19 protein-coding genes are annotated in these 17899 nt (G+C 44.7%); 15 read left to right on the top strand and 4 right to left on the bottom strand.

The window, feature by feature from the left end; all coding sequences use genetic code 11:
- Positions 1-181: 181 nt before the first annotated feature.
- The 4 genes from J4N43_RS00485 to J4N43_RS00500 all read left to right on the top strand — a co-directional run bounded on the left by J4N43_RS00485 (position 182) and on the right by J4N43_RS00500 (position 3234).
- Positions 182-550, top strand: coding sequence for a hypothetical protein (locus tag J4N43_RS00485; protein ID WP_005378717.1), 369 nt, complete (start codon positions 182-184; stop codon positions 548-550).
- 1081 nt (positions 551-1631) lie between these two features.
- Entirely contained in the window at positions 1632-2252 is a 621-nt protein-coding gene (locus tag J4N43_RS00490) for a lysoplasmalogenase (protein ID WP_005389670.1), read from the top strand.
- 69 nt (positions 2253-2321) lie between these two features.
- Complete coding sequence (locus tag J4N43_RS00495; protein WP_005378711.1) at positions 2322-2543, top strand: YecH family metal-binding protein; 222 nt, start codon at positions 2322-2324, stop codon at positions 2541-2543.
- 106 nt (positions 2544-2649) lie between these two features.
- A complete protein-coding gene (locus J4N43_RS00500) occupies positions 2650-3234 on the top strand; it encodes a YhgN family NAAT transporter (protein WP_005389671.1) in 585 nt (194 codons plus the stop codon).
- 57 nt (positions 3235-3291) lie between these two features.
- Here the strand turns inward: J4N43_RS00500 and J4N43_RS00505 are convergent, their stop codons facing one another.
- Both J4N43_RS00505 and rsmD read right to left on the bottom strand, forming a co-directional pair.
- The gene (locus J4N43_RS00505; protein WP_005378704.1) at positions 3292-3558 is read right to left on the bottom strand and encodes a DUF1145 domain-containing protein; all 267 of its coding nucleotides are present in this window, start codon (positions 3556-3558) and stop codon (positions 3292-3294) included.
- Positions 3559-3583: 25 nt separating this feature from the next.
- Positions 3584-4183, bottom strand: coding sequence for a 16S rRNA (guanine(966)-N(2))-methyltransferase RsmD (gene rsmD / locus J4N43_RS00510; RefSeq protein WP_005378702.1), 600 nt, complete (start codon positions 4181-4183; stop codon positions 3584-3586).
- Between the two features lie 230 nt (positions 4184-4413).
- Between rsmD and ftsY the strand changes: the two genes are divergently transcribed.
- From ftsY to glpG, 6 genes are all read left to right on the top strand, one after another.
- Positions 4414-5640 (top strand): signal recognition particle-docking protein FtsY, encoded by a 1227-nt coding sequence (gene ftsY / locus J4N43_RS00515; protein ID WP_158159515.1) that lies wholly within the window; start codon positions 4414-4416, stop codon positions 5638-5640.
- A gap of 22 nt (positions 5641-5662) precedes the next feature.
- Positions 5663-6337: a cell division ATP-binding protein FtsE gene (gene ftsE / locus J4N43_RS00520; protein ID WP_005393800.1), complete on the top strand. Its 675-nt coding sequence runs from the start codon at positions 5663-5665 to the stop codon at positions 6335-6337.
- Positions 6327-7295 carry a permease-like cell division protein FtsX gene (gene ftsX, locus J4N43_RS00525; protein ID WP_005378695.1) on the top strand — a complete coding sequence of 323 codons (969 nt, stop codon included), beginning with the start codon at positions 6327-6329 and terminating at the stop codon, positions 7293-7295. Before ftsE ends, ftsX begins: the two co-directional genes overlap by 11 nt.
- A gap of 176 nt (positions 7296-7471) precedes the next feature.
- A complete protein-coding gene (gene rpoH / locus J4N43_RS00530) occupies positions 7472-8329 on the top strand; it encodes an RNA polymerase sigma factor RpoH (RefSeq protein ID WP_005378693.1) in 858 nt (285 codons plus the stop codon).
- Positions 8330-8821: 492 nt separating this feature from the next.
- On the top strand, positions 8822-9142 hold the full coding sequence (gene glpE / locus J4N43_RS00535; RefSeq protein WP_005378691.1) for a thiosulfate sulfurtransferase GlpE: 321 nt from the start codon (positions 8822-8824) through the stop codon (positions 9140-9142).
- Entirely contained in the window at positions 9142-9984 is an 843-nt protein-coding gene (gene glpG, locus J4N43_RS00540) for a rhomboid family intramembrane serine protease GlpG (protein WP_017636076.1), read from the top strand. The genes glpE and glpG overlap by 1 nt, the downstream gene beginning before the upstream one ends.
- Positions 9985-10047: 63 nt before the next feature.
- Here the strand turns inward: glpG and J4N43_RS00545 are convergent, their stop codons facing one another.
- On the bottom strand, positions 10048-10458 hold the full coding sequence (locus tag J4N43_RS00545) for a flagellar basal body-associated protein FliL (RefSeq protein ID WP_005378687.1): 411 nt from the start codon (positions 10456-10458) through the stop codon (positions 10048-10050).
- A gap of 161 nt (positions 10459-10619) precedes the next feature.
- Between J4N43_RS00545 and J4N43_RS00550 the strand changes: the two genes are divergently transcribed.
- Together J4N43_RS00550 and ubiA are read left to right on the top strand one after the other, a co-directional pair.
- On the top strand, positions 10620-11159 hold the full coding sequence (locus tag J4N43_RS00550) for a chorismate lyase (protein WP_017636075.1): 540 nt from the start codon (positions 10620-10622) through the stop codon (positions 11157-11159).
- Positions 11160-12014, top strand: a complete 855-nt coding sequence (gene ubiA / locus J4N43_RS00555) for a 4-hydroxybenzoate octaprenyltransferase (protein WP_005378684.1) — start codon at positions 11160-11162, stop codon at positions 12012-12014.
- 64 nt (positions 12015-12078) lie between these two features.
- Here the strand turns inward: ubiA and plsB are convergent, their stop codons facing one another.
- Complete coding sequence (gene plsB, locus J4N43_RS00560; protein WP_033907264.1) at positions 12079-14505, bottom strand: glycerol-3-phosphate 1-O-acyltransferase PlsB; 2427 nt, start codon at positions 14503-14505, stop codon at positions 12079-12081.
- A 368-nt stretch (positions 14506-14873) separates the two neighbouring features.
- Between plsB and lexA the strand changes: the two genes are divergently transcribed.
- From lexA to dinF, 3 genes are all read left to right on the top strand, one after another.
- Positions 14874-15494 (top strand): transcriptional repressor LexA, encoded by a 621-nt coding sequence (gene lexA, locus J4N43_RS00565; RefSeq protein ID WP_005378682.1) that lies wholly within the window; start codon positions 14874-14876, stop codon positions 15492-15494.
- 184 nt (positions 15495-15678) lie between these two features.
- Positions 15679-16473, top strand: a complete 795-nt coding sequence (locus J4N43_RS00570; RefSeq protein WP_005378679.1) for a class I SAM-dependent methyltransferase — start codon at positions 15679-15681, stop codon at positions 16471-16473.
- Between the two features lie 55 nt (positions 16474-16528).
- The gene (gene dinF, locus J4N43_RS00575) at positions 16529-17878 is read left to right on the top strand and encodes an MATE family efflux transporter DinF (protein WP_252094123.1); all 1350 of its coding nucleotides are present in this window, start codon (positions 16529-16531) and stop codon (positions 17876-17878) included.
- Positions 17879-17899 lie beyond the last annotated feature (21 nt).

The following is a 17899-nucleotide window of genomic DNA, read 5'->3' on the forward strand; positions in this document are numbered from 1 at the left end:
TCGTCGCTTCATCTGCAAGCGAAGTCACTAAAGCTGAACGAAGCGGCTTTCACTTGTTAGGCTATATGAGCTCAAGGGCACAAATTGAAAGTAAAATTGCACTTAACGGCTCGAAAAAGCTCTAAATTTATAGAAGAATAAAAATAATGAACATAGGAAGGGTCTGGTAAGGAGGGTTACGATGTCAGATATTGAAAAAGTAGTCATGCGTACCCGAACGATCGAAAAACTTTTGCGTACTCAGTACCATGCAGAAGGGAAAGGGTTGCACCAACTTATTAATAGTTGTGAAGAACGTTTACCGCATGACGTGATAGCAAAGCTTCGATTCATCGCGACAGTGCGTAATAAAGTGGTGCACGAAGACGATTACAAGCTGGATGATCGTAAAGGCTTTATGGCGGCATGTGATGCTTGTGAAAAAGAGCTGACACCAAGAAGCTCTCGCTTTATTTGGCGTACAGCAATTTTGCTAATGACGTTGATTACGCTGGCCGCTCTTGGTTTCTACTATATGCACTGGGATATTTTGTCTAAGCACATTCAGTAGAGCTATACAGATAAATAAAAAAGGACGCATTTGCGTCCTTTTTTATTTTAAATCATTGGGTTAGTACATCATTGGCAGTGTCATTAAACCCACAACCACTGCAATCATAACCAGCCCTTGTTTTTGAGAAGATGAAATCATAACACTACCCCTTAATCTTTGATGAACTCGATGAATTTAATATAGCACTGTTTTTGGGGTTTGATCAACATATGCTCGTTAATCTTTTCAAAAACCACACTTAACTTGTCTAGTTTTACGTGATTCTGACTAATGAAACTATGTTTTTTGTGCTGTATTTAAAGTGTTCACATTGTTTTATTTCTATCCTTTTTTGTTTTAAGTGTATGATTTTATAATGTTAAATGGTTTGTGATGTTGGCTTTGTAATTGTTTTTTGTTTCGAGTGGTATGTTGGGTGTTTATTTTGTCTGTATTTCTCAAAAATTGAGAAAATTAAAAAATGTGCTATGAGGTTGCATCGTCAAATCGAAAGCATGGAGTGAGATTTTCTTACCTTATGAGAAAATATGGGCTTCAAAAGTGTTTAGTGATTCTATGGTTTATGAAGTCCGCACTTTTATCTGTTATTGAAATTATGGTTTTATTTATCATTGACTTACTTTTCTTGTCTGATGTTTTTTTTACTGAATTAAGGTCGGTTTCCTTAGTTTTTACCCCTAGTCATCAGTGGTTTCTCCTCTCTTAGAGCGCTACTAAGACTATTTTCTATTTTGTGTCTGTTATTTATTCTTGTTGCCTGCATTACATACATCCTGGTGGTTTAATCGTCAGTTTGTGAAATGGCGGCTTACCTGGAGCACTTATCTGTTTTTCAGTTAAATAGTTTTAGAAAGCGTTGGTTATTGTGTCGTGTGATTTGATGGGTTCGGCTGATGAGCAAAGCTTGGCCCCAATGTTTAGTGGCATCATTCAGGCTCATCGGCTTTATTATTACGTAGGCTGAGGGTTACAAAATGTTTCGAATCGCTAGCGAGATCCAACTTTCGTAGATTGTGTCTTTACATCAAAACTGGTCTACCTAGACTAGCGGCGAGTTTAAGTAAAAGGTGTATACTGCATGTGGAGTTGGCTGGCGATAGGGCTATCAGGTGTGTATTCCGTGTTGGGAGCAAAGCAAGCTAACCCGACACAATCCCTCGTGTTTAAAATCTTTACTCTGCTACTTCTTCTTGTGTTGGTGTTAACTCAAGGTGCATCCGCAACATATACCTACTGGATTGCGGGTGGGCTGATTGTGTCTATGGTGGCAGATACGCTGCACTCGTTTAAAACTCGTAAGCTAATCTATTTTACGGCTTATCTGGTTGCCCAGGTATGCTACAGCAAGTCATTTTGGGTGCAGCTTAATGGTGAGATTGTCTGGTGGCTGTTGGCCCTGCTGCTTGCAGCGAGTATCGTGGCGTTCTTTTTGTTGCTGCCTCAACTCGACTCTCTGGTATTCCCTGTTGTGATCATGGGGATGATGCTGGTTCAACTTGCTTGGGCAGCCGGTGAAGTTTGGTTACAAGTGCCGAGTTACGCCAATGCTATCGGCTTTAGCGGAACCTTAGTTTTGATCTATTCGGCGCTGGCATACGCGATACACGGTTATCGAAAACCGATGAAACACGCCTATTTGTGGGTGAGTGGCAGTTACTTTTTTGCTCATGCTCTCATTGTTGCCTCAATCATTTACTAATTTAAGTCAAAGCAGCTCTTGAGGATTTCAGTAGACTGAACGCATTGTTCTTAATAACTGGAGTCAATAATGAGTGAAATCCATGCTCACGAGCTGCTAAACCTACTTAGAGAAACACCAATGGATCGCGAAGCCCTCACACAGCACTTTGGTGCTAGCGTTCGCTTTCACACCTGTAAACTGAATGATCTAGACTTAGATGCATTACTAGCATTTTTGCTCAAGCGCGACAAAATTCGTGAGCTTGAAGGTAAGTTTGTGGTCAATATGGCGCGAGTTTGCAATCACTAAACGGCGGCTAAGATCGAGGGTGACTATGGTGTTTTCGCCCTCAGTCATATACTCATGTTGTCAGTTTGCTATACACTGGCCGCCATTTTTTAGGTGAGGCCAGAATATGGACATTCTTTCTGCAGCGACCATGCTGTTTCTAATCATGGACCCTCTCGGTAACTTGCCGATTGTGTTGTCTATTCTCAAACATATCGATCCCAAGCGTCGTCGTAAGGTATTGATTCGTGAACTACTGTTTGCCTTACTGATCTTGATGCTATTTCTGTTTGCAGGACAAAGCATCTTAAGTTTTTTGCATGTCCAGCCAGAAACGCTCAGCATTTCTGGTGGCATTATTCTCTTCATTATTGCGATTAAGATGATTTTCCCGAGTGCTGGCAGCATCACTGGACTGGCAGCAGGCGAGGAGCCCTTTATTGTTCCGATGGCCATTCCTATGATCGCGGGCCCTTCAGTGATTGCAGCCTTGCTTTTACTGTCTTCGCAACATCCAGAGAAAATGTTGGAAATGTCAGCATCAGTCGTAATTGCGTGGGGCGCAACATTTTTTATACTGATGTTTTATGGCTTCTTTAATCGCTTGTTGGGTGAACGTGGCTTGAAGGCGGTAGAACGCTTAATGGGCTTGTTACTGGTGATGATCTCCACTCAAATGTTCTTGGATGGTGTAAAAAGTTACATTGGGTGACGAACGAAACGCAGAAAAAAAGCCGCTCACAAGAGCGGCTTTTTCGTATCTGAGCGATTACATCATGTGTTTACGACGAATATCGAGTAGGGCAAAAATACCAAAAATCAGGATTGAATATTTTTCCCAACTGCTCATTTTTATTTTGTCGCCAAATGCACCAATGAAGATGGCCATTTGTAAACCGTGCATGATGAACAAAAAAGCGGTCATGATGTATAGCGCAATCGCGGCATTGCCGGGAAAGGGCATAAAAATATTTAGGATTAATACTAACCAAACAAAGGCGATAGCCGCTTTGGCCAGCATAATTAGTGCTTTCATTTAAGTATCCTTTTAAATCGAGGCGTTATGCGGAGGTACGTTCGTACAGACGATAGCTCACTTGGCCTGCTGTTTTTTCTCGATGTAATTGCCAGTTTTCTGGTAAGTCGGCAATATTGAGTTCTTTTTCTGTTTCAATATAAATCATCGCATCTTCCGCGAGCCAGCCATTTTGTTCTAGCAGAGCCACGGTCTCATCCAATAGACCTTTGCGAAACGGTGGGTCAATAAACACCACATGATGAGCAGAACCCGGTTGCTTCAAAAAACTCAGTGCGTCGGTATTTACCACTTGGATGTTGTTCGCGTTAAGAGAGGCAACATTCTTTTGTAACTGTTGGAAAGCTTGTGGGTTTAGCTCAACCATGGTCACTTGCTCTGCTTGGCGCGAAGCTGACTCAAATCCCAAGCCGCCAGAGCCAGCAAACAAGTCGAGACATTTTGCCTGTGGTACATCTTGAGCTAACCAGTTAAACAGCGTTTCTTTGACGCGATCTGTCGTGGGGCGTAAGCCTTCAGCATCGTGTACAGGAAGTTTTCTGCCTCTCCATAAGCCACTAATAATGCGAACAAAGCCTGTTGTTGGCTTTTTTTGTGATGAGTTTTGCTGGCGACGTCTTACCATAGATTTTTTGACCGCTAATAAAGTGATACTATATCTAATCGCCCAAGCAATGAGCTTGGAGCTTGGATACAGCCCAGAATATTCAAGATGACAGAGTGTAACACTAATAAGATTAGAATTACCTAATCGGAAAGTTTTCAGAACTTTGTCATTAGCCTTTTTTAGACAGATAATAATCTTGTCAAAAAAGAGTCATTAATAGATAAAAGAACAATCTAGGATAGCCCCAGATGACGGAAAAAAAGAAGCGCGGATTACTTTCGTGGCTAGGTTTTGGTGACGAAGAACAAAGCCCAAAACCAAAAACTGAAGAAACAGTAAAAGAAGAAGCAGTGGAAGCGCCTTCTGAAGAGCAGCAAACCGAAGCGGTTGCTGAGCAAGCGGAAGCTACGCTAGAACTTGAAGAAGAAGCGAAACAATCAGAGACTGCCCCAGCAGAAGCAGAAGCAGAAGCAGAAGCAGAAGCAGAAGCAGAAGCAGAGGAGCCAGAAGTCGTATCGGCCGCGCCTCGTGTTCAAGAACAAGAAAAGCCAACAGAAAGCTTTTTTGCTCGTCTTAAACGCAGCCTAAGCCGAACAAAAGCAAATATTGGTGCTGGCTTCTTCGGTCTGTTCAGCGGTAAGAAAATCGATGAAGACTTATTTGAAGAGCTAGAAGAGCAACTGCTTATTGCTGATGTGGGCATGAATACCACAACAAAAATTATCAACAACCTGACAGAAAAAGCCACACGTGGCGATCTGAAAGACGGCGAAGCCCTTTATGGTTTGTTGAAAGAAGAAATGGCTGAGATTCTTTCTAAAGTCGAACAGCCACTAGAAATCGATAGCAACAAAACGCCTTACGTCATCTTGATGGTGGGTGTAAATGGCGTGGGTAAAACCACGACCATCGGTAAGCTAGCGAAGCAGTTCCAAACTCAAGGCAAAAAAGTGATGCTTGCAGCGGGCGATACTTTCCGTGCCGCAGCGGTTGAGCAGTTACAAGTGTGGGGTGAACGTAATAATGTTCCTGTGATTGCTCAACATACTGGCGCAGACAGTGCCTCTGTTATCTATGATGCGATTGAAGCGGCAAAAGCACGTGGTGTGGATGTGGTGATTGCTGATACAGCAGGTCGTCTACAGAACAAAGCGAACCTAATGGAAGAGCTGCGTAAGATTGTACGTGTGATGAAGAAAATTGATGACTCTGCACCACATGAGATCATGCTAACGCTTGATGCAGGTACAGGACAAAATGCCATTAGCCAAGCGAAACTTTTCAGTGATGTTGCCCCTCTAACCGGGATTACTTTGACTAAGCTGGATGGTACAGCCAAGGGCGGCGTAATTTTCGCTATCGCTGATCAGTTCGGTATTCCAATTCGTTACATTGGTGTGGGTGAAGGTATCGAAGACTTGCGTCCATTTGAAACTCAAGAGTTTATTGACGCACTGTTTAGTCGTGAAGAATAAAAAGAGTTAGAGGAAATCAACGGTGATCAAATTTCAGCAAGTAAGCAAAGCTTACCGAGGTGGTCGACAAGCACTGCAAAAAGTCGATTTTCACCTGAGGCGCGGTGAAATGGCGTTTTTAGGCGGACATTCCGGGGCTGGTAAAAGTACCTTGCTGAAATTGATCTGCGCGATAGAGCGACCAACCGATGGCAAAATCCATTTTAATGGTCACGACATCACGCGTATTCCAAGCAAAGACATCCCTTTTTTGCGCCGCAATATTGGGATTGTTTTTCAAGATCATCGCCTATTGATGGATCGCAGTGTGTACGACAATGTCGCTCTGCCAATGCGTATCGAATCGATTTCTGAAAACGAAATCAAACGCCGTGTTTCTGCGGCGTTAGATAAAACGGGCTTACTCGATAAAGCTCGTTGTCTACCTAGTCAACTTTCTGGTGGTGAGCAACAGCGCGTCGGTATTGCCCGTGCTGTGGTTAATCGACCAACGTTGCTGGTGGCTGATGAGCCTACGGGTAACCTTGACCCAGAATTATCCAACCGTGTGTTGCGTCTATTCGAAGAATTTAACCGTGCGGGCGTGACTATCCTACTTGCCACGCACGATGTGGGGTTAGTAAACACTCGCCCACAGTATCGTCATTTTGAATTGAACCAAGGCTTCCTAAGTGAGGTAGAAGACTATGGCAGGTAACAAGCACTCCCAAAAGAAGGGGAAAGGCCGCAGTGCCAAGCGTGCGAATACCGATGGTTTTTTCTCTGTCCACGCAAAACAAGCTAAATCCTCTTTTAGCGCCTTATGGCAACGACCACTAGGCAACATTCTGACCCTAGCGGTCATCTCCATGGCACTTGCCATGCCAGCTTGTTTGTATCTATTGGGGAAAAACGTTGCGGGGGCAGCGGAAGATGTCGCTTCTCCTTCACAAGTTAGTGCTTACTTAGTTGAAGGTATGCCGGATGCGCGAGTGATGGTTCTCAAAGATCAAATTGAAACTTGGCCTTTGGTAAAAGAGGTAGAGTATATTTCACCGCAACAAGGTCTATCTGATTTAAGCCAATATGCAGGGTTCGACCAAGCTATCAGCCTCTTAAGTGGCTATGCGCTACCTGGTGTGTTGGTGATTACGCCAGATTCGGAGCTAAAAAGTGATATTCAGTCATTAGCCAAAGACGTTCGAGAGCAACAAGATGTGACCGACGTGAGACTTGACGAAGACTGGCTAGCGCGTCTTGATGCCATCAAAACTCTCGCGAGTATTATTGTCATTACCCTGACAGTGCTGATGCTCGGTGCGGTATTTTTAATCGTTGGCAATACATTGCGATTTAATGTGCTGGCGAATAAAGAAGAGATTCAAACCATGAAACTGATCGGTGCGACGGACAGTTTCATTCTGCGCCCTTACTTGTACACAGGTATGTGGTTTGGCGTGTTAGGTGCCACTATTGCGTGGTTGGTAACGGCTTTAGTGACCATTGTCATGAATAGTGCGGTGGAAGACCTTGCTGCGTTGTACGATAGCCAGTTCCGCCTGATTGGTCTAAGTTGGGATGAATCTTTGTTACTAATCATCATTGGGAGTCTTTTGGGATGTATTGCGGCGCGCTTTTCTGCGCAACGACATTTAAAAGAAATTGAACCAGTTTAAGTGATGGCGGTCTTATTACTTGGATTTCATTAGCACTAGCTAATTTTGAACCCTTGCTTAGACCAAATGTTTATGGATAATTGCTTCCCCTTCTTGAAACTTGTTCATTTTGAGTTCAAGATATCGAAGCTAAATTGCAATGTAATGCTCCAGATCAGAGATTGATGAGGAATTGAATGACAAAAGAAGCGTATCCGATGGCTCTAGTCACGCAAGATAGCCTTGATAGCTATATTCGCTCAGTAAACAGCTACCCAATGCTGACTGCAGACGAAGAGCGTGAGCTGGCAGAACGATTACACTATAAAGGTGAGATTGAGGCTGCAAAAGGTCTAATTCTTTCGCACCTACGATTCGTTGTTCACGTTGCTCGTGGTTACTCTGGCTACGGTTTGCCAATGGCGGATCTTGTGCAAGAGGGTAACATCGGTCTAATGAAAGCCGTTAAGCGTTTTAACCCAGAAGTAGGGGTTCGCTTGGTTTCTTTTGCTGTCCACTGGATCAAAGCAGAGATCCACGAATACGTGCTACGTAACTGGCGTATCGTGAAAATTGCGACCACTAAAGCGCAACGTAAATTGTTCTTCAACCTGCGTAAGTCGAAAAAGCGCTTGGGTTGGTTTAACAACGGTGAAGTGGAAACCGTTGCGCGCGAGTTAGGTGTTGAGCCTTCTGAAGTTCGCGAGATGGAATCACGCTTAGCGGCGGTGGATTCAACCTTTGATATGCCAACTGATGAAGACGACAGTTCAAACGCTTACACAGCGCCGATGCTATACCTAGAAGACAAATCGTCTGATGTGGCCGACAACATTGAAGCCGCCAACTGGGAAATGCACACCAACAATCGCTTGGGTCATGCATTAGCGAGTTTGGATGAGCGTAGTCAGCGCATCGTGCGTTCTCGTTGGTTAGATGATGAGAAAGCAACATTGCAAGACTTAGCTGATGAGTTCGGTGTTTCTGCCGAGCGTATTCGCCAGCTAGAAAAAAATGCAATGAAGAAACTAAAATTGGCCGTGGGTGAATTTTAATTTCCACTGCTAATTGAAAGTAAGATTTTCATAGAAAGCCGAGATCATGTGATCTCGGCTTTTTTATTGTCGATCGAAAATCGATAGCGTTTGCGATCCGGATTTTATGTGCTACCTGTGTATAACTCTGTGAAGTAATTATTTATCAACTGTTCGAAACCCGGACAAAACAAGGGATTCAAGCACTTTTCCATCTGGGGATAGTTATAGATATACACACAGTTAGATCAGGATCATCACTACATATTGTGGATCAAAAGATCCAAATACACTTTATCAACGCAATTCACAGCTTTATCCACAAATGGTGGAATGTGTACACTTTTGAAAACCCTGATTATCTATGTGTCTAAGTTTGCCGTTGGATAGGTTACAATAGCGGCAGTATACCCAAGCAGCTTCAAATATGGATTTTATGCTGTACCACGGGTGCTGATTAGTACGTTAGGTTCGAGGTTGCTTGGGTATATTAATAAGACAATGAGAAAGTAAATGGATCAGTTTAAGCATATCGATGTACAAGGTGCGCAAGCGCTGCTCGAGCAGGGTGATGCGAAGCTTGTAGATATCCGTGACCCTCAATCGTTTGCCGTTGCGCATGCGGAGTCCGCGTATCACTTAACTAACGATACGATCGTTGCGTTTATGGATGAAGTGGAGTTCGAACAACCTATTCTAGTGATGTGTTACCACGGCATTAGTAGCCAAGGTGCGGCGCAATATTTGGTTAACCAAGGCTTTGAACAGGTGTACAGTGTAGATGGTGGCTTTGAAGCCTGGCATCGAGCAGAACTACCGATAGTGAGAAGTTAATGAAGAGATTGGTAACGTTAAATAATCCACGTATGGCGCAAGCCTTTATTGATTATATGGCCTCTCGCCAAATTGACATCGAAATGATGCCTGAAGGGGATGGGCAATTTGCGCTGTGGCTGACTGATAGCCAGCATGAAATAGAAGCGGAAGCCGAACTTAAGCTGTTCCTTGCTAACCCGTCTGATTCAAAATACAGCGCCGCCTCGTGGGACGTTGCCGATACTCGTAAGAGCACATTTCATTATTCCAGCCCGAGTATCATGAGCATGGTCAAAGCGAAAGCTGGCCCCATGACTTTGCTGATCATGACAGTCTGTATCATCATCTACTTGTTACAAATGTTTGGCTTTGGCAATGGCGTGTTTAAGTTGTTGCACTTCCCGGCTTTTGAGGGGCAACAATGGCAAGTGTGGCGATGGCTAAGTCATGCGTTACTGCACTTTTCAGTAACTCACATCGTGTTTAACTTACTATGGTGGTGGCAGTTGGGGGGCGACATCGAACGTCGTCTCGGTTCCGGTAAGCTATTGCAACTCTTTGTGGTGTCGGCAGCGCTTTCAGGGGCAGGCCAGTTCTATGTTGAAGGGGCTAACTTCGGCGGCTTGTCTGGTGTGGTCTATGCACTGCTTGGTTATTTGTGGATATTGGGTTACCGCTTGCCACATTTAGGCCTTACGCTACCCAAGCCAATTATCGTCTTTATGTTGGTATGGTTAGTTCTTGGTTTTGTGCAGCCATTTATGGCGATTGCAAACACCGCTCACTTAGTTGGGCTACTGTCGGGGATGGCGATTGCGCTGTTTGATTCAGGCAAGATGAAATACCAACAGCAAGCCTAAAGCAGATGAAATGAAAAGACCGCTCAAGGGCGGTCTTTTTTTATGTTCAAAACGGATTTGGGTTTATTGATAAAGGTATTTTGTAAACAACAAATCGGCAATGATGGTTTTACCTGTTTCAGGCAAAAGTGTTTCGTTTAGGGTCGTCACTAAGGTTTTGCGCAGATCTTCTCGGCCAGACAGGGACTTAATCGTATCTTCTGTTTGCTTACCCAGTAATTCAATCACTGCATCGCGAATCAAAGGTTGGTGATGCTCAACAACTGATAAATCTTGTTGACTCATTACCATGATGTCGATGCGCACTTGCACATAACCTAACTTTTTGCCTTTGGTGTAAAAGTTAGTAGTGAGATCAGGCTCTAGGGTAAAGTATGCCAACTTAGGTCCAGCTTCTTCCGTTTCAGCCCAACTTGGTGCGGCGAATAGTATGGTTAACGCAAAAATAATTTGGGCTATATAACGTTTGTACATATTTCTAACTTTTCTTTCTCTGGATCGCGATATTCGAATCGCTTCAGTCTTGATACAATGGGCCGTCTATAACAAATAACGGAACTTACGGTTACATACATTACTATGGACGGTAAGTTGTTGCTTTATTGTACGCATAAAGCCTCCAATTGAATACTAGTATGAATCAGCCAACATCACTCTATCTTGCTTCTTTATTGGAAGTAGAGTGGCAAAACCCCGAAGAATTCGAATTTCCAAATGAATTTGCCAAGCATTGGCTTGAAGAGCAAGGGTCTTTGTCACGTCGTTTAAAACAGCACTGCCAAGCGTTAACGGTAGAATTACTACAAAATCAGATCGTCACTGCAGCGACATTAAAACAGGACGAAAGCCAGTTATTGTCCGAACAAAATTGCTTACTGAGAGAGGTAATTTTGTGCGGTGACAATAACAACTGGGTTATTGGGCGGACATTGATTCCTCGTTCAACCTTAGTTGATCAGCAGTATGATTTGGCTCAACAAGGGGATATCCCATTAGGACTAACTGTGTTCAGCGCAGATAACGTTGAGCGGGACTCTTTGCAAATGGGATGGGTAGCCGTACCAGAAGGACGTTTGTTAGCGCGACGCTCAAGGTTGTGGATGAATCACAAACCGATGCTAGTCGCCGAGTTATTCTTATCTAATTCACCAGTTTACGCTAAGGAGACAGTGTAAATGTCCGCAGAAAAAGCCAAAGCATATTGGCAACTGATGCGCATGGATCGCCCGATTGGTTCACTGTTACTGATGTGGCCAACGATTTGGGCGCTAATTATCTCAGCCCAAGGGATGCCAAGTTGGGATGTATTCATCGTGTTTGTATTGGGTGTTTTCCTAATGCGTAGTGCGGGGTGCGTGATTAATGATTTTGCAGATCGCAAAGTCGACGGCCATGTAAAGCGTACTAAGCAACGTCCACTGCCATCAGGGAAAGTGACAGCAAAAGAAGCGATTGGATTATTTTTGGTTTTGGGTATCAGCTCGTTTTTGTTAGTGCTGACCATGAACCCGCTGACGATTCAGCTATCCTTCGCTGGCATTGTGTTGGCGTTCATCTATCCATTTATGAAGCGTTACACTCATATTCCACAGCTATTTTTAGGCTTGGCTTTTAGCTGGGCGATTCCAATGGCGTGGGCTGCACAAACTGGGGAATTACCATTGATTGTTTGGTTTTTGTTCCTCATTAACGCTTTGTGGACCATTGCGTACGACACTCAATATGCGATGGTAGACCGAGATGATGATCTAAAGATTGGCATTAAATCGACGGCAATTCTGTTTGGTCGTCATGACAAGCTTATTATTGGTGTGTTGCAACTTATTACACTCGCGATGTTGGTTTGGTTAGGGCAGTTCTACCAATTGGGACAAAGTTACTACTGGACCCTTTTGATTGCAGCGTCGTTGTTTGTTTATCAGCAGCACTTAATTCGTCACCGTGAGCGTGAGTTGTGCTTTAAGGCTTTCCTTAACAACAATTATGTTGGCATGGTGATAGCGATAGGGTTACTGGTCGCATTTTGGTAAGCGAAGAAATAGAAAAAGGCATCCGATTGGATGCCTTTTTTCTTATTGGAAGAAGGTAAAACGGTTACGACCGAAGTTGGTGAATACTCTCTTCGATCGTCAGTTTCACTTCTGGATAAAGCAGAGTGAACAGTAGCCGTGCAAATTGCTGCGTTTTCTTCGTGTCACAGTTACCATCGTTATCGAGGTATTTTTGCTGTTTGAGCGTATTGAACATCGCGGTAAACACACCTTTATCGAAGAATTCTGGCGCATTAATACCGTGCAAACGCCCTAGGCGCTGAGCAATATCTTGGCTCTTCTGCTCTAGGTCCGATTTACCGAGTTCAGGGTAAGCAACAAGCAAGTTCATCGCGATAGAGTAGCGTTGCAGCGTTTCAGTTATCGTTCGACCTAACAGAACCAAAGGCTGGTTGTTCGATTGATTGATCTCTAGCTTATCACCATCAAGACTAATCATTTTCTGATCGGCAAATTCATGCAGTGTTTTAACGACCAATTCATCTAACTCGTCTTCTTGGTAACTTAAGAACAGCTCTTTCTTCAAGAATGGGTAGATTTGCGCGACATTCGCTTGAATCTTGGCTACCGAAAGGTTGCGCTGACGAATGAGCATTTGGGCAATTAATGACGGCAGAGCGAACAAGTGAATGATGTTGTTGCGATAGTAAGTCATCAGGATCGATTGGCTACGGTCCAGCGAAATGATGTCACCCATGCTATCGGTTTCAATCACGAACTTATCAAGCGAAATTGCATGATCGACCAACTCCTCAGCACTTTCGGTAGGGATAGTGGAGGTGCTTGAGTACGGGTTATTTTTGAGTAGCTTTAAGTAACACTCGATCTGATTGATCAGCGAGTCACGAGAAAGTGCACGTTGACGAGAAGCAAGCAGTGCGGTTGCACACAAGGTCAACGCGTTTGCTGCCGCCGCATCATTGATGTGCGTCATCATCTTATTAGCAAGGTCGTTGACCACAGGATTCATCCATTGTGGTTTGTTACCACCCATGCTGTCGATGTCTTTCGTCCACTCAGGAGCATGCTCGTTCAAGTATTGGTTGAGCTGAATTGGCTCACCGAAGTTCACATAGCCCAAACCAAAGTTACGCAGTTTACGCAGAGTACGCAGTACAAGCCCTGCGTTTTCTTTCTCTTTGCGTTTGCCACGCAGCTCTTTCGCGTAAGTGCCTACTTCCATTACGTGCTCGTAACCGATGTAGACCGGCACTAGTGTTACTGGGCGGTTTAGACCACGTAGCATTGCTTGGATGGTCATAGCCAGCATACCCGTTTTCGCTTGCAGTAAGCGACCTGTACGTGAACGACCACCCTCACTGAAGTACTCGACTGAATAGCCTTTGGCAAACAGCTCAGCTAGATACTCACGGAAAATGGTTGAGTACAGTTTGTTGCCTTTAAAACTACGACGAATAAAGAACGCCCCACCACGACGGAAAAGAGGACCGGCCGGGAAGAAGTTCAAGTTAATGCCTGCCGCAATGTGCGGAGGCACCATGCCTTCATGGTATAAAACATAAGACAAAAGCAGGTAGTCCATGTGACTACGGTGACAAGGAACGTACACAATTTCGTGGCCGTCTTGCGCTAAACGACGCACAGTCGAGGCGTTATTGATGTGCAAACCTTGGTATAGTTTTGTCCATAACCAACTCAGGATGCGGTCGCCGTTTTTCACCAGACTATAGGAGAAGTCGGCAGCGATTTCATCCATGATGTCGTGGGCTTCTTTACGTGCCTTATCAATCGAGATGTTTTTGCTCTTGGCTTCGTCAGCAATCGCCAGTTCAATAGCTGGAGACTTTAGTAAACGAGCAAACAACACTTGGCGTTGTGGCAGGTTTGGGCCTGAAGCAGCCAGTTTCTGGCGTGAGAAGTGGATACGCGCCACGCGAGCCAGTTTATGCGCAATTGCGCTGTCGGTACCGTGGGAGTCTGCCATATAACGCAGAGATACCACGGGACTAAAGCGAACTAAGCAGTCGCGTCCCGCCGCCATTACCGCTTTGGCTTTTTGCGGACCATTCATCGGTTGAAGGTAAGGCTTTTGGTTCTCTTCTTTACCTGGCTTACGACCCCAAAGCACGGTTGCAGGGATCATTTGAACATCCAACTCACTATCCAGCTTGTGCAGTTCCAGTAAGTCAGTGAACAGAGAAACAGAATCGGTTGGGACATCATTATCGTTGTTCATCACAGTTGGACGCGCAGCGATAAAGACGAAACGGTTCAGCGTTTTGCCATTGATTTCCAGCGGGCTGAGCGGGTCGGGTAGACCAAGGCTCATGGCTTGTTTTTGCAGTGTCAGCAAATCCACGTTCGAGCGGAACGGCAGGGCATATACAATCGGTTTAGTTAGGTCGATGTTCAGATCTTCAATCGGGTTCGACGGGATTGCGGTGCCCTTTACCAGTACCGATAAAGGTAGTTTTAGTAATGAACGTGAAAATGATTGTCCAGAAGACATAAAGTTCACAGCCTCAATAGGTATTCAAACAGGCCTAACCTTATTTCAGTTTCCGCTTTGCATGTCTTCTCTATAAAAAGAGATGAGTACGGCAATAGAAATAAGCCTAGGCGATAAAATTTAAGCGCTGCAAGGATACCAGAAACTGGTCAAACCTTTTAATTTTATTGGCTGTAAATTAGTCGAACCCCTAAGTTATTGCTTTGACTTGATTAACTGAAAAGTCGGTGTTTTAAACGAATAAAGAATGAACTTAATTGGTAAGCTGAAAGCTCCCCACAAATAAATTAAAAAACAACCAATTGGGTTTTCATTTGAGCATTTACTGGATATACTCACAGTTAACTGTATAAAAAGACAGGTGAGACATGAAGCCGTTAACGCCACGCCAACAACAAGTCTTCGATTTGATTAAAAGTAAAATCGACGACACCGGAATGCCACCAACTCGTGCAGAGATTGCGCGTGAGCTTGGCTTCCGCTCTGCGAATGCCGCAGAGGAACACCTAAAAGCGCTTGCTCGTAAGCAAGCAATTGAAATTATTCCAGGCGCTTCTCGTGGGATTCGTATCCTGCTTGAAGACGCAGCCAATGATGAGCAGGGTTTGCCTTTGATTGGTCAAGTCGCAGCGGGTGAGCCAATTCTGGCTCAAGAGCACGTAGAGGCGCACTACCAAGTCGATCCTGCGATGTTCAAACCGCAAGCGGATTTCTTACTTCGTGTAAATGGCGAGAGTATGAAAGACATCGGGATTATGGATGGCGATTTGCTCGCGGTGCATAAAACCCAAGATGTGAGAGACGGTCAAGTTGTCGTTGCGCGTGTTGATGATGATGTGACTGTGAAGCGTTTGGAGCGCAAAGGTTCAACCATATTACTGCATGCTGAGAATGAAGAGTTTGCCCCAATCCAAGTGGACTTAACGTCTCAGCACCTTACGATTGAAGGCTTAGCCGTTGGTATTATTCGCAATACCGATTGGATGTAAGTGTGTTTAAGCAGCCCAGTTCATCTGGGCTGTTTTGTCTTTTCTCTTTTTCTACTTCCTCCAAAAGCTTGCTCATCATCTTGACCTTGTTTGTTTTGACCAATTTATAAGCTTGATAATGTAATTGATATTCATTATCATCTTTATTAATGTCTATGTTTTCTCTCTGGCGCAGGAAATGCCCATGTCTCAGTCTAAACATCAAGTTCCTAACCATTTATTAAAGCCACTGTTATTGCGTAGCCGTGAAAGCATGGTCGACAATGGCTTGGTGTACGATCCGATAGCTGCTAAAGCGTGTTTGAGCTGTAAGATGGCGCCGGATTGTTTGAGTGGTGATATTGCGCAGAAGCAATTGCTGCACGTGACGCTGACTCAGCTTTGTGACCAGCAGGTTAGTCACTTCTTACAGCAGTATCCCGATGCTTGGATAATCAATGTCGGAGCGGGGTTGGATACCCGCTTTTATCGTTTGGATAATGGACGTTGCCATTGGATAGAGCTGGATGTGACGGAAAATTTGGTATGGCGTCAGCGTTTGTTCCACAAAAATGAACGTTATGAACATCGCTGTGGCAGTGTGGATGAAATGTCGTGGCTAGAGACGTTAGCCATTCCAGAGCAAGCACCGGTACTCATTTTATGTGAAATGGCACTGCTCGATTGCACAGAGCGTCAAGTCGCGAAATTTATTCAAACCTTAGGTCGACATTTTGTTTCTGCTGAACTGTGTATGGTGCTGGCAGGAGATTTAACGGAAACCAAGTGGGGACAAAAGCTTGGCTCTGATCGTTATGCTCATGGCTTTGAAGCGCCTGCAGCACAGATATTGCAATGGTTACCATGGGCACAGTGGGTGAAAGCTTTCTCGCCATTCGATAGATTCTGTTCTCGTTGGAAAGCTTGGCAGCGTTGGCTTAATAAGATTCCAATGTTGAAGCATCGCCTCACGCCAGTACTCGTTCATATCAAGTGGTAATTGGCTAGTCGTTAAGCGCTCAGGTACACTCGTCGATCTTACTGATGAGGTGCCTGTGACAAATTCAATCTTCTCTCCTTTATCTAACCCAAAAGTTCATCGCCAAGTCTTAGCTTTAGCTATACCTATGGTGCTGTCGAATATTACTGTTCCATTGCTCGGTTTGGTCGATGCTGCGGTGATTGGTCATCTAGACCACGCTTGGTATTTGGGTGGTGTTGCGTTGGGCAGCACCATGATCAGCGTGACGTTTTGGCTGCTTGGTTTTTTGCGTATGTCGACTACTGGGTTGGCGGCGCAGTCCTATGGCGGTGAAGACCGAAAGCAACTTGCCTTGGTGTTTATGCAAGGCTCACTTATGGCGCTGCTGTTTGCGTTAGTCTTCCTTATTGCCCATACCCCGATAGCTGATTTGATCTTTGGTTGGAGTGACGCCAGCGCAGAGGTAAAACACTACGGTATGCAATATTTCTCTATCCGTGTGTGGAGTGCCCCCGCTGCGCTAATGAACTTTGTGTTGTTGGGGTGGCTGCTCGGAACGCAAAATTCCAAAGCACCAATGTGGATGGTGATCATCACCAACGTGACTAATATTGCCCTCGATTTGTTGTTTGTGATTGGTTTGGGGTGGAAAGTAGAAGGCGCTGCGCTGGCATCGGTGATTGCTGACTACTCTGGCATGGGTTTTGGTCTCATGTGTGTCTGGAAAACCTGGCGAGAGAGGCAATTACCATCACCTCAAAAGTTGCTAGCCAGCACTCAACACGGTTTAGGGCGATTCGTGAAATTGAATCGCGATATTTTCTTACGCTCTTTGTGTCTGCAAGCGGCTTTTAGCTTTATGACGTTCCAAGGCGCGAGCTTGGGTGATGAGGTTGTCGCTGCAAATGCGGTTCTGATGAGCTTCCTGATGATTATCTCGTATGGCATGGATGGCTTTGCTTATGCGATGGAGGCCATGGTCGGGAAGGCGATTGGTGCCAAGGATAGGCAACAATTGAGTGCATCGCTTGTCGGCACTTTCTTTTGGAGTTTGGTTATTTGCTTAGGACTGACCGCGCTCTTTTGTTTGGCGGGATCGGAGTTGATCGCCATGATCACTTCAATTGAGACGGTCCAACAGCAAGCAGCGGTGTATCTACCTTGGCTGGTGGTGATGCCACTTGCGTCGATGTGGTGCTTTCTATTGGATGGCATTTTTGTCGGTGCAACCAAAGGCAAAGACATGCGCAATAGTATGTTTGTCGCGACCAGCAGTTTCTTCGTTGTCTTTTACTTATTCGCCGAGTGGGAAAATCACGCGCTGTGGTTTGCAATGACGAGCTTTATGTTGATGCGGGGTATTGGTTTAGGGGTTATCTTTCTCTACCAATGGCACAAGGATACCTTCCTAGCACAATGTTGATATAAAAACAGCAGGTCCAAG

The sequence above is a fragment of the Vibrio sp. SCSIO 43009 genome (assembly GCF_023716525.1).
Classification (GTDB): domain Bacteria; phylum Pseudomonadota; class Gammaproteobacteria; order Enterobacterales; family Vibrionaceae; genus Vibrio; species Vibrio alginolyticus.

Coding starts and splice junctions, on each gene's coding strand:
- rpoH (WP_005378693.1), top strand. CDS start 7,472: ATGACAAAAGAAGCGTATCCGATGGCTCTAGTCACGCAAGATAGCCTT.
- glpG (WP_017636076.1), top strand. CDS start 9,142: ATGAAGAGATTGGTAACGTTAAATAATCCACGTATGGCGCAAGCCTTT.
- J4N43_RS00570 (WP_005378679.1), top strand. CDS start 15,679: ATGTCTCAGTCTAAACATCAAGTTCCTAACCATTTATTAAAGCCACTG.
- plsB (WP_033907264.1), bottom strand. CDS start 14,505: ATGTCTTCTGGACAATCATTTTCACGTTCATTACTAAAACTACCTTTA.
- J4N43_RS00500 (WP_005389671.1), top strand. CDS start 2,650: ATGGACATTCTTTCTGCAGCGACCATGCTGTTTCTAATCATGGACCCT.
- J4N43_RS00485 (WP_005378717.1), top strand. CDS start 182: ATGTCAGATATTGAAAAAGTAGTCATGCGTACCCGAACGATCGAAAAA.
- glpE (WP_005378691.1), top strand. CDS start 8,822: ATGGATCAGTTTAAGCATATCGATGTACAAGGTGCGCAAGCGCTGCTC.
- ubiA (WP_005378684.1), top strand. CDS start 11,160: ATGTCCGCAGAAAAAGCCAAAGCATATTGGCAACTGATGCGCATGGAT.
- J4N43_RS00545 (WP_005378687.1), bottom strand. CDS start 10,458: ATGTACAAACGTTATATAGCCCAAATTATTTTTGCGTTAACCATACTA.
- ftsX (WP_005378695.1), top strand. CDS start 6,327: ATGGCAGGTAACAAGCACTCCCAAAAGAAGGGGAAAGGCCGCAGTGCC.
- ftsY (WP_158159515.1), top strand. CDS start 4,414: ATGACGGAAAAAAAGAAGCGCGGATTACTTTCGTGGCTAGGTTTTGGT.
- rsmD (WP_005378702.1), bottom strand. CDS start 4,183: ATGGTAAGACGTCGCCAGCAAAACTCATCACAAAAAAAGCCAACAACA.
- J4N43_RS00490 (WP_005389670.1), top strand. CDS start 1,632: ATGTGGAGTTGGCTGGCGATAGGGCTATCAGGTGTGTATTCCGTGTTG.
- J4N43_RS00550 (WP_017636075.1), top strand. CDS start 10,620: ATGAATCAGCCAACATCACTCTATCTTGCTTCTTTATTGGAAGTAGAG.
- J4N43_RS00505 (WP_005378704.1), bottom strand. CDS start 3,558: ATGAAAGCACTAATTATGCTGGCCAAAGCGGCTATCGCCTTTGTTTGG.
- lexA (WP_005378682.1), top strand. CDS start 14,874: ATGAAGCCGTTAACGCCACGCCAACAACAAGTCTTCGATTTGATTAAA.
- J4N43_RS00495 (WP_005378711.1), top strand. CDS start 2,322: ATGAGTGAAATCCATGCTCACGAGCTGCTAAACCTACTTAGAGAAACA.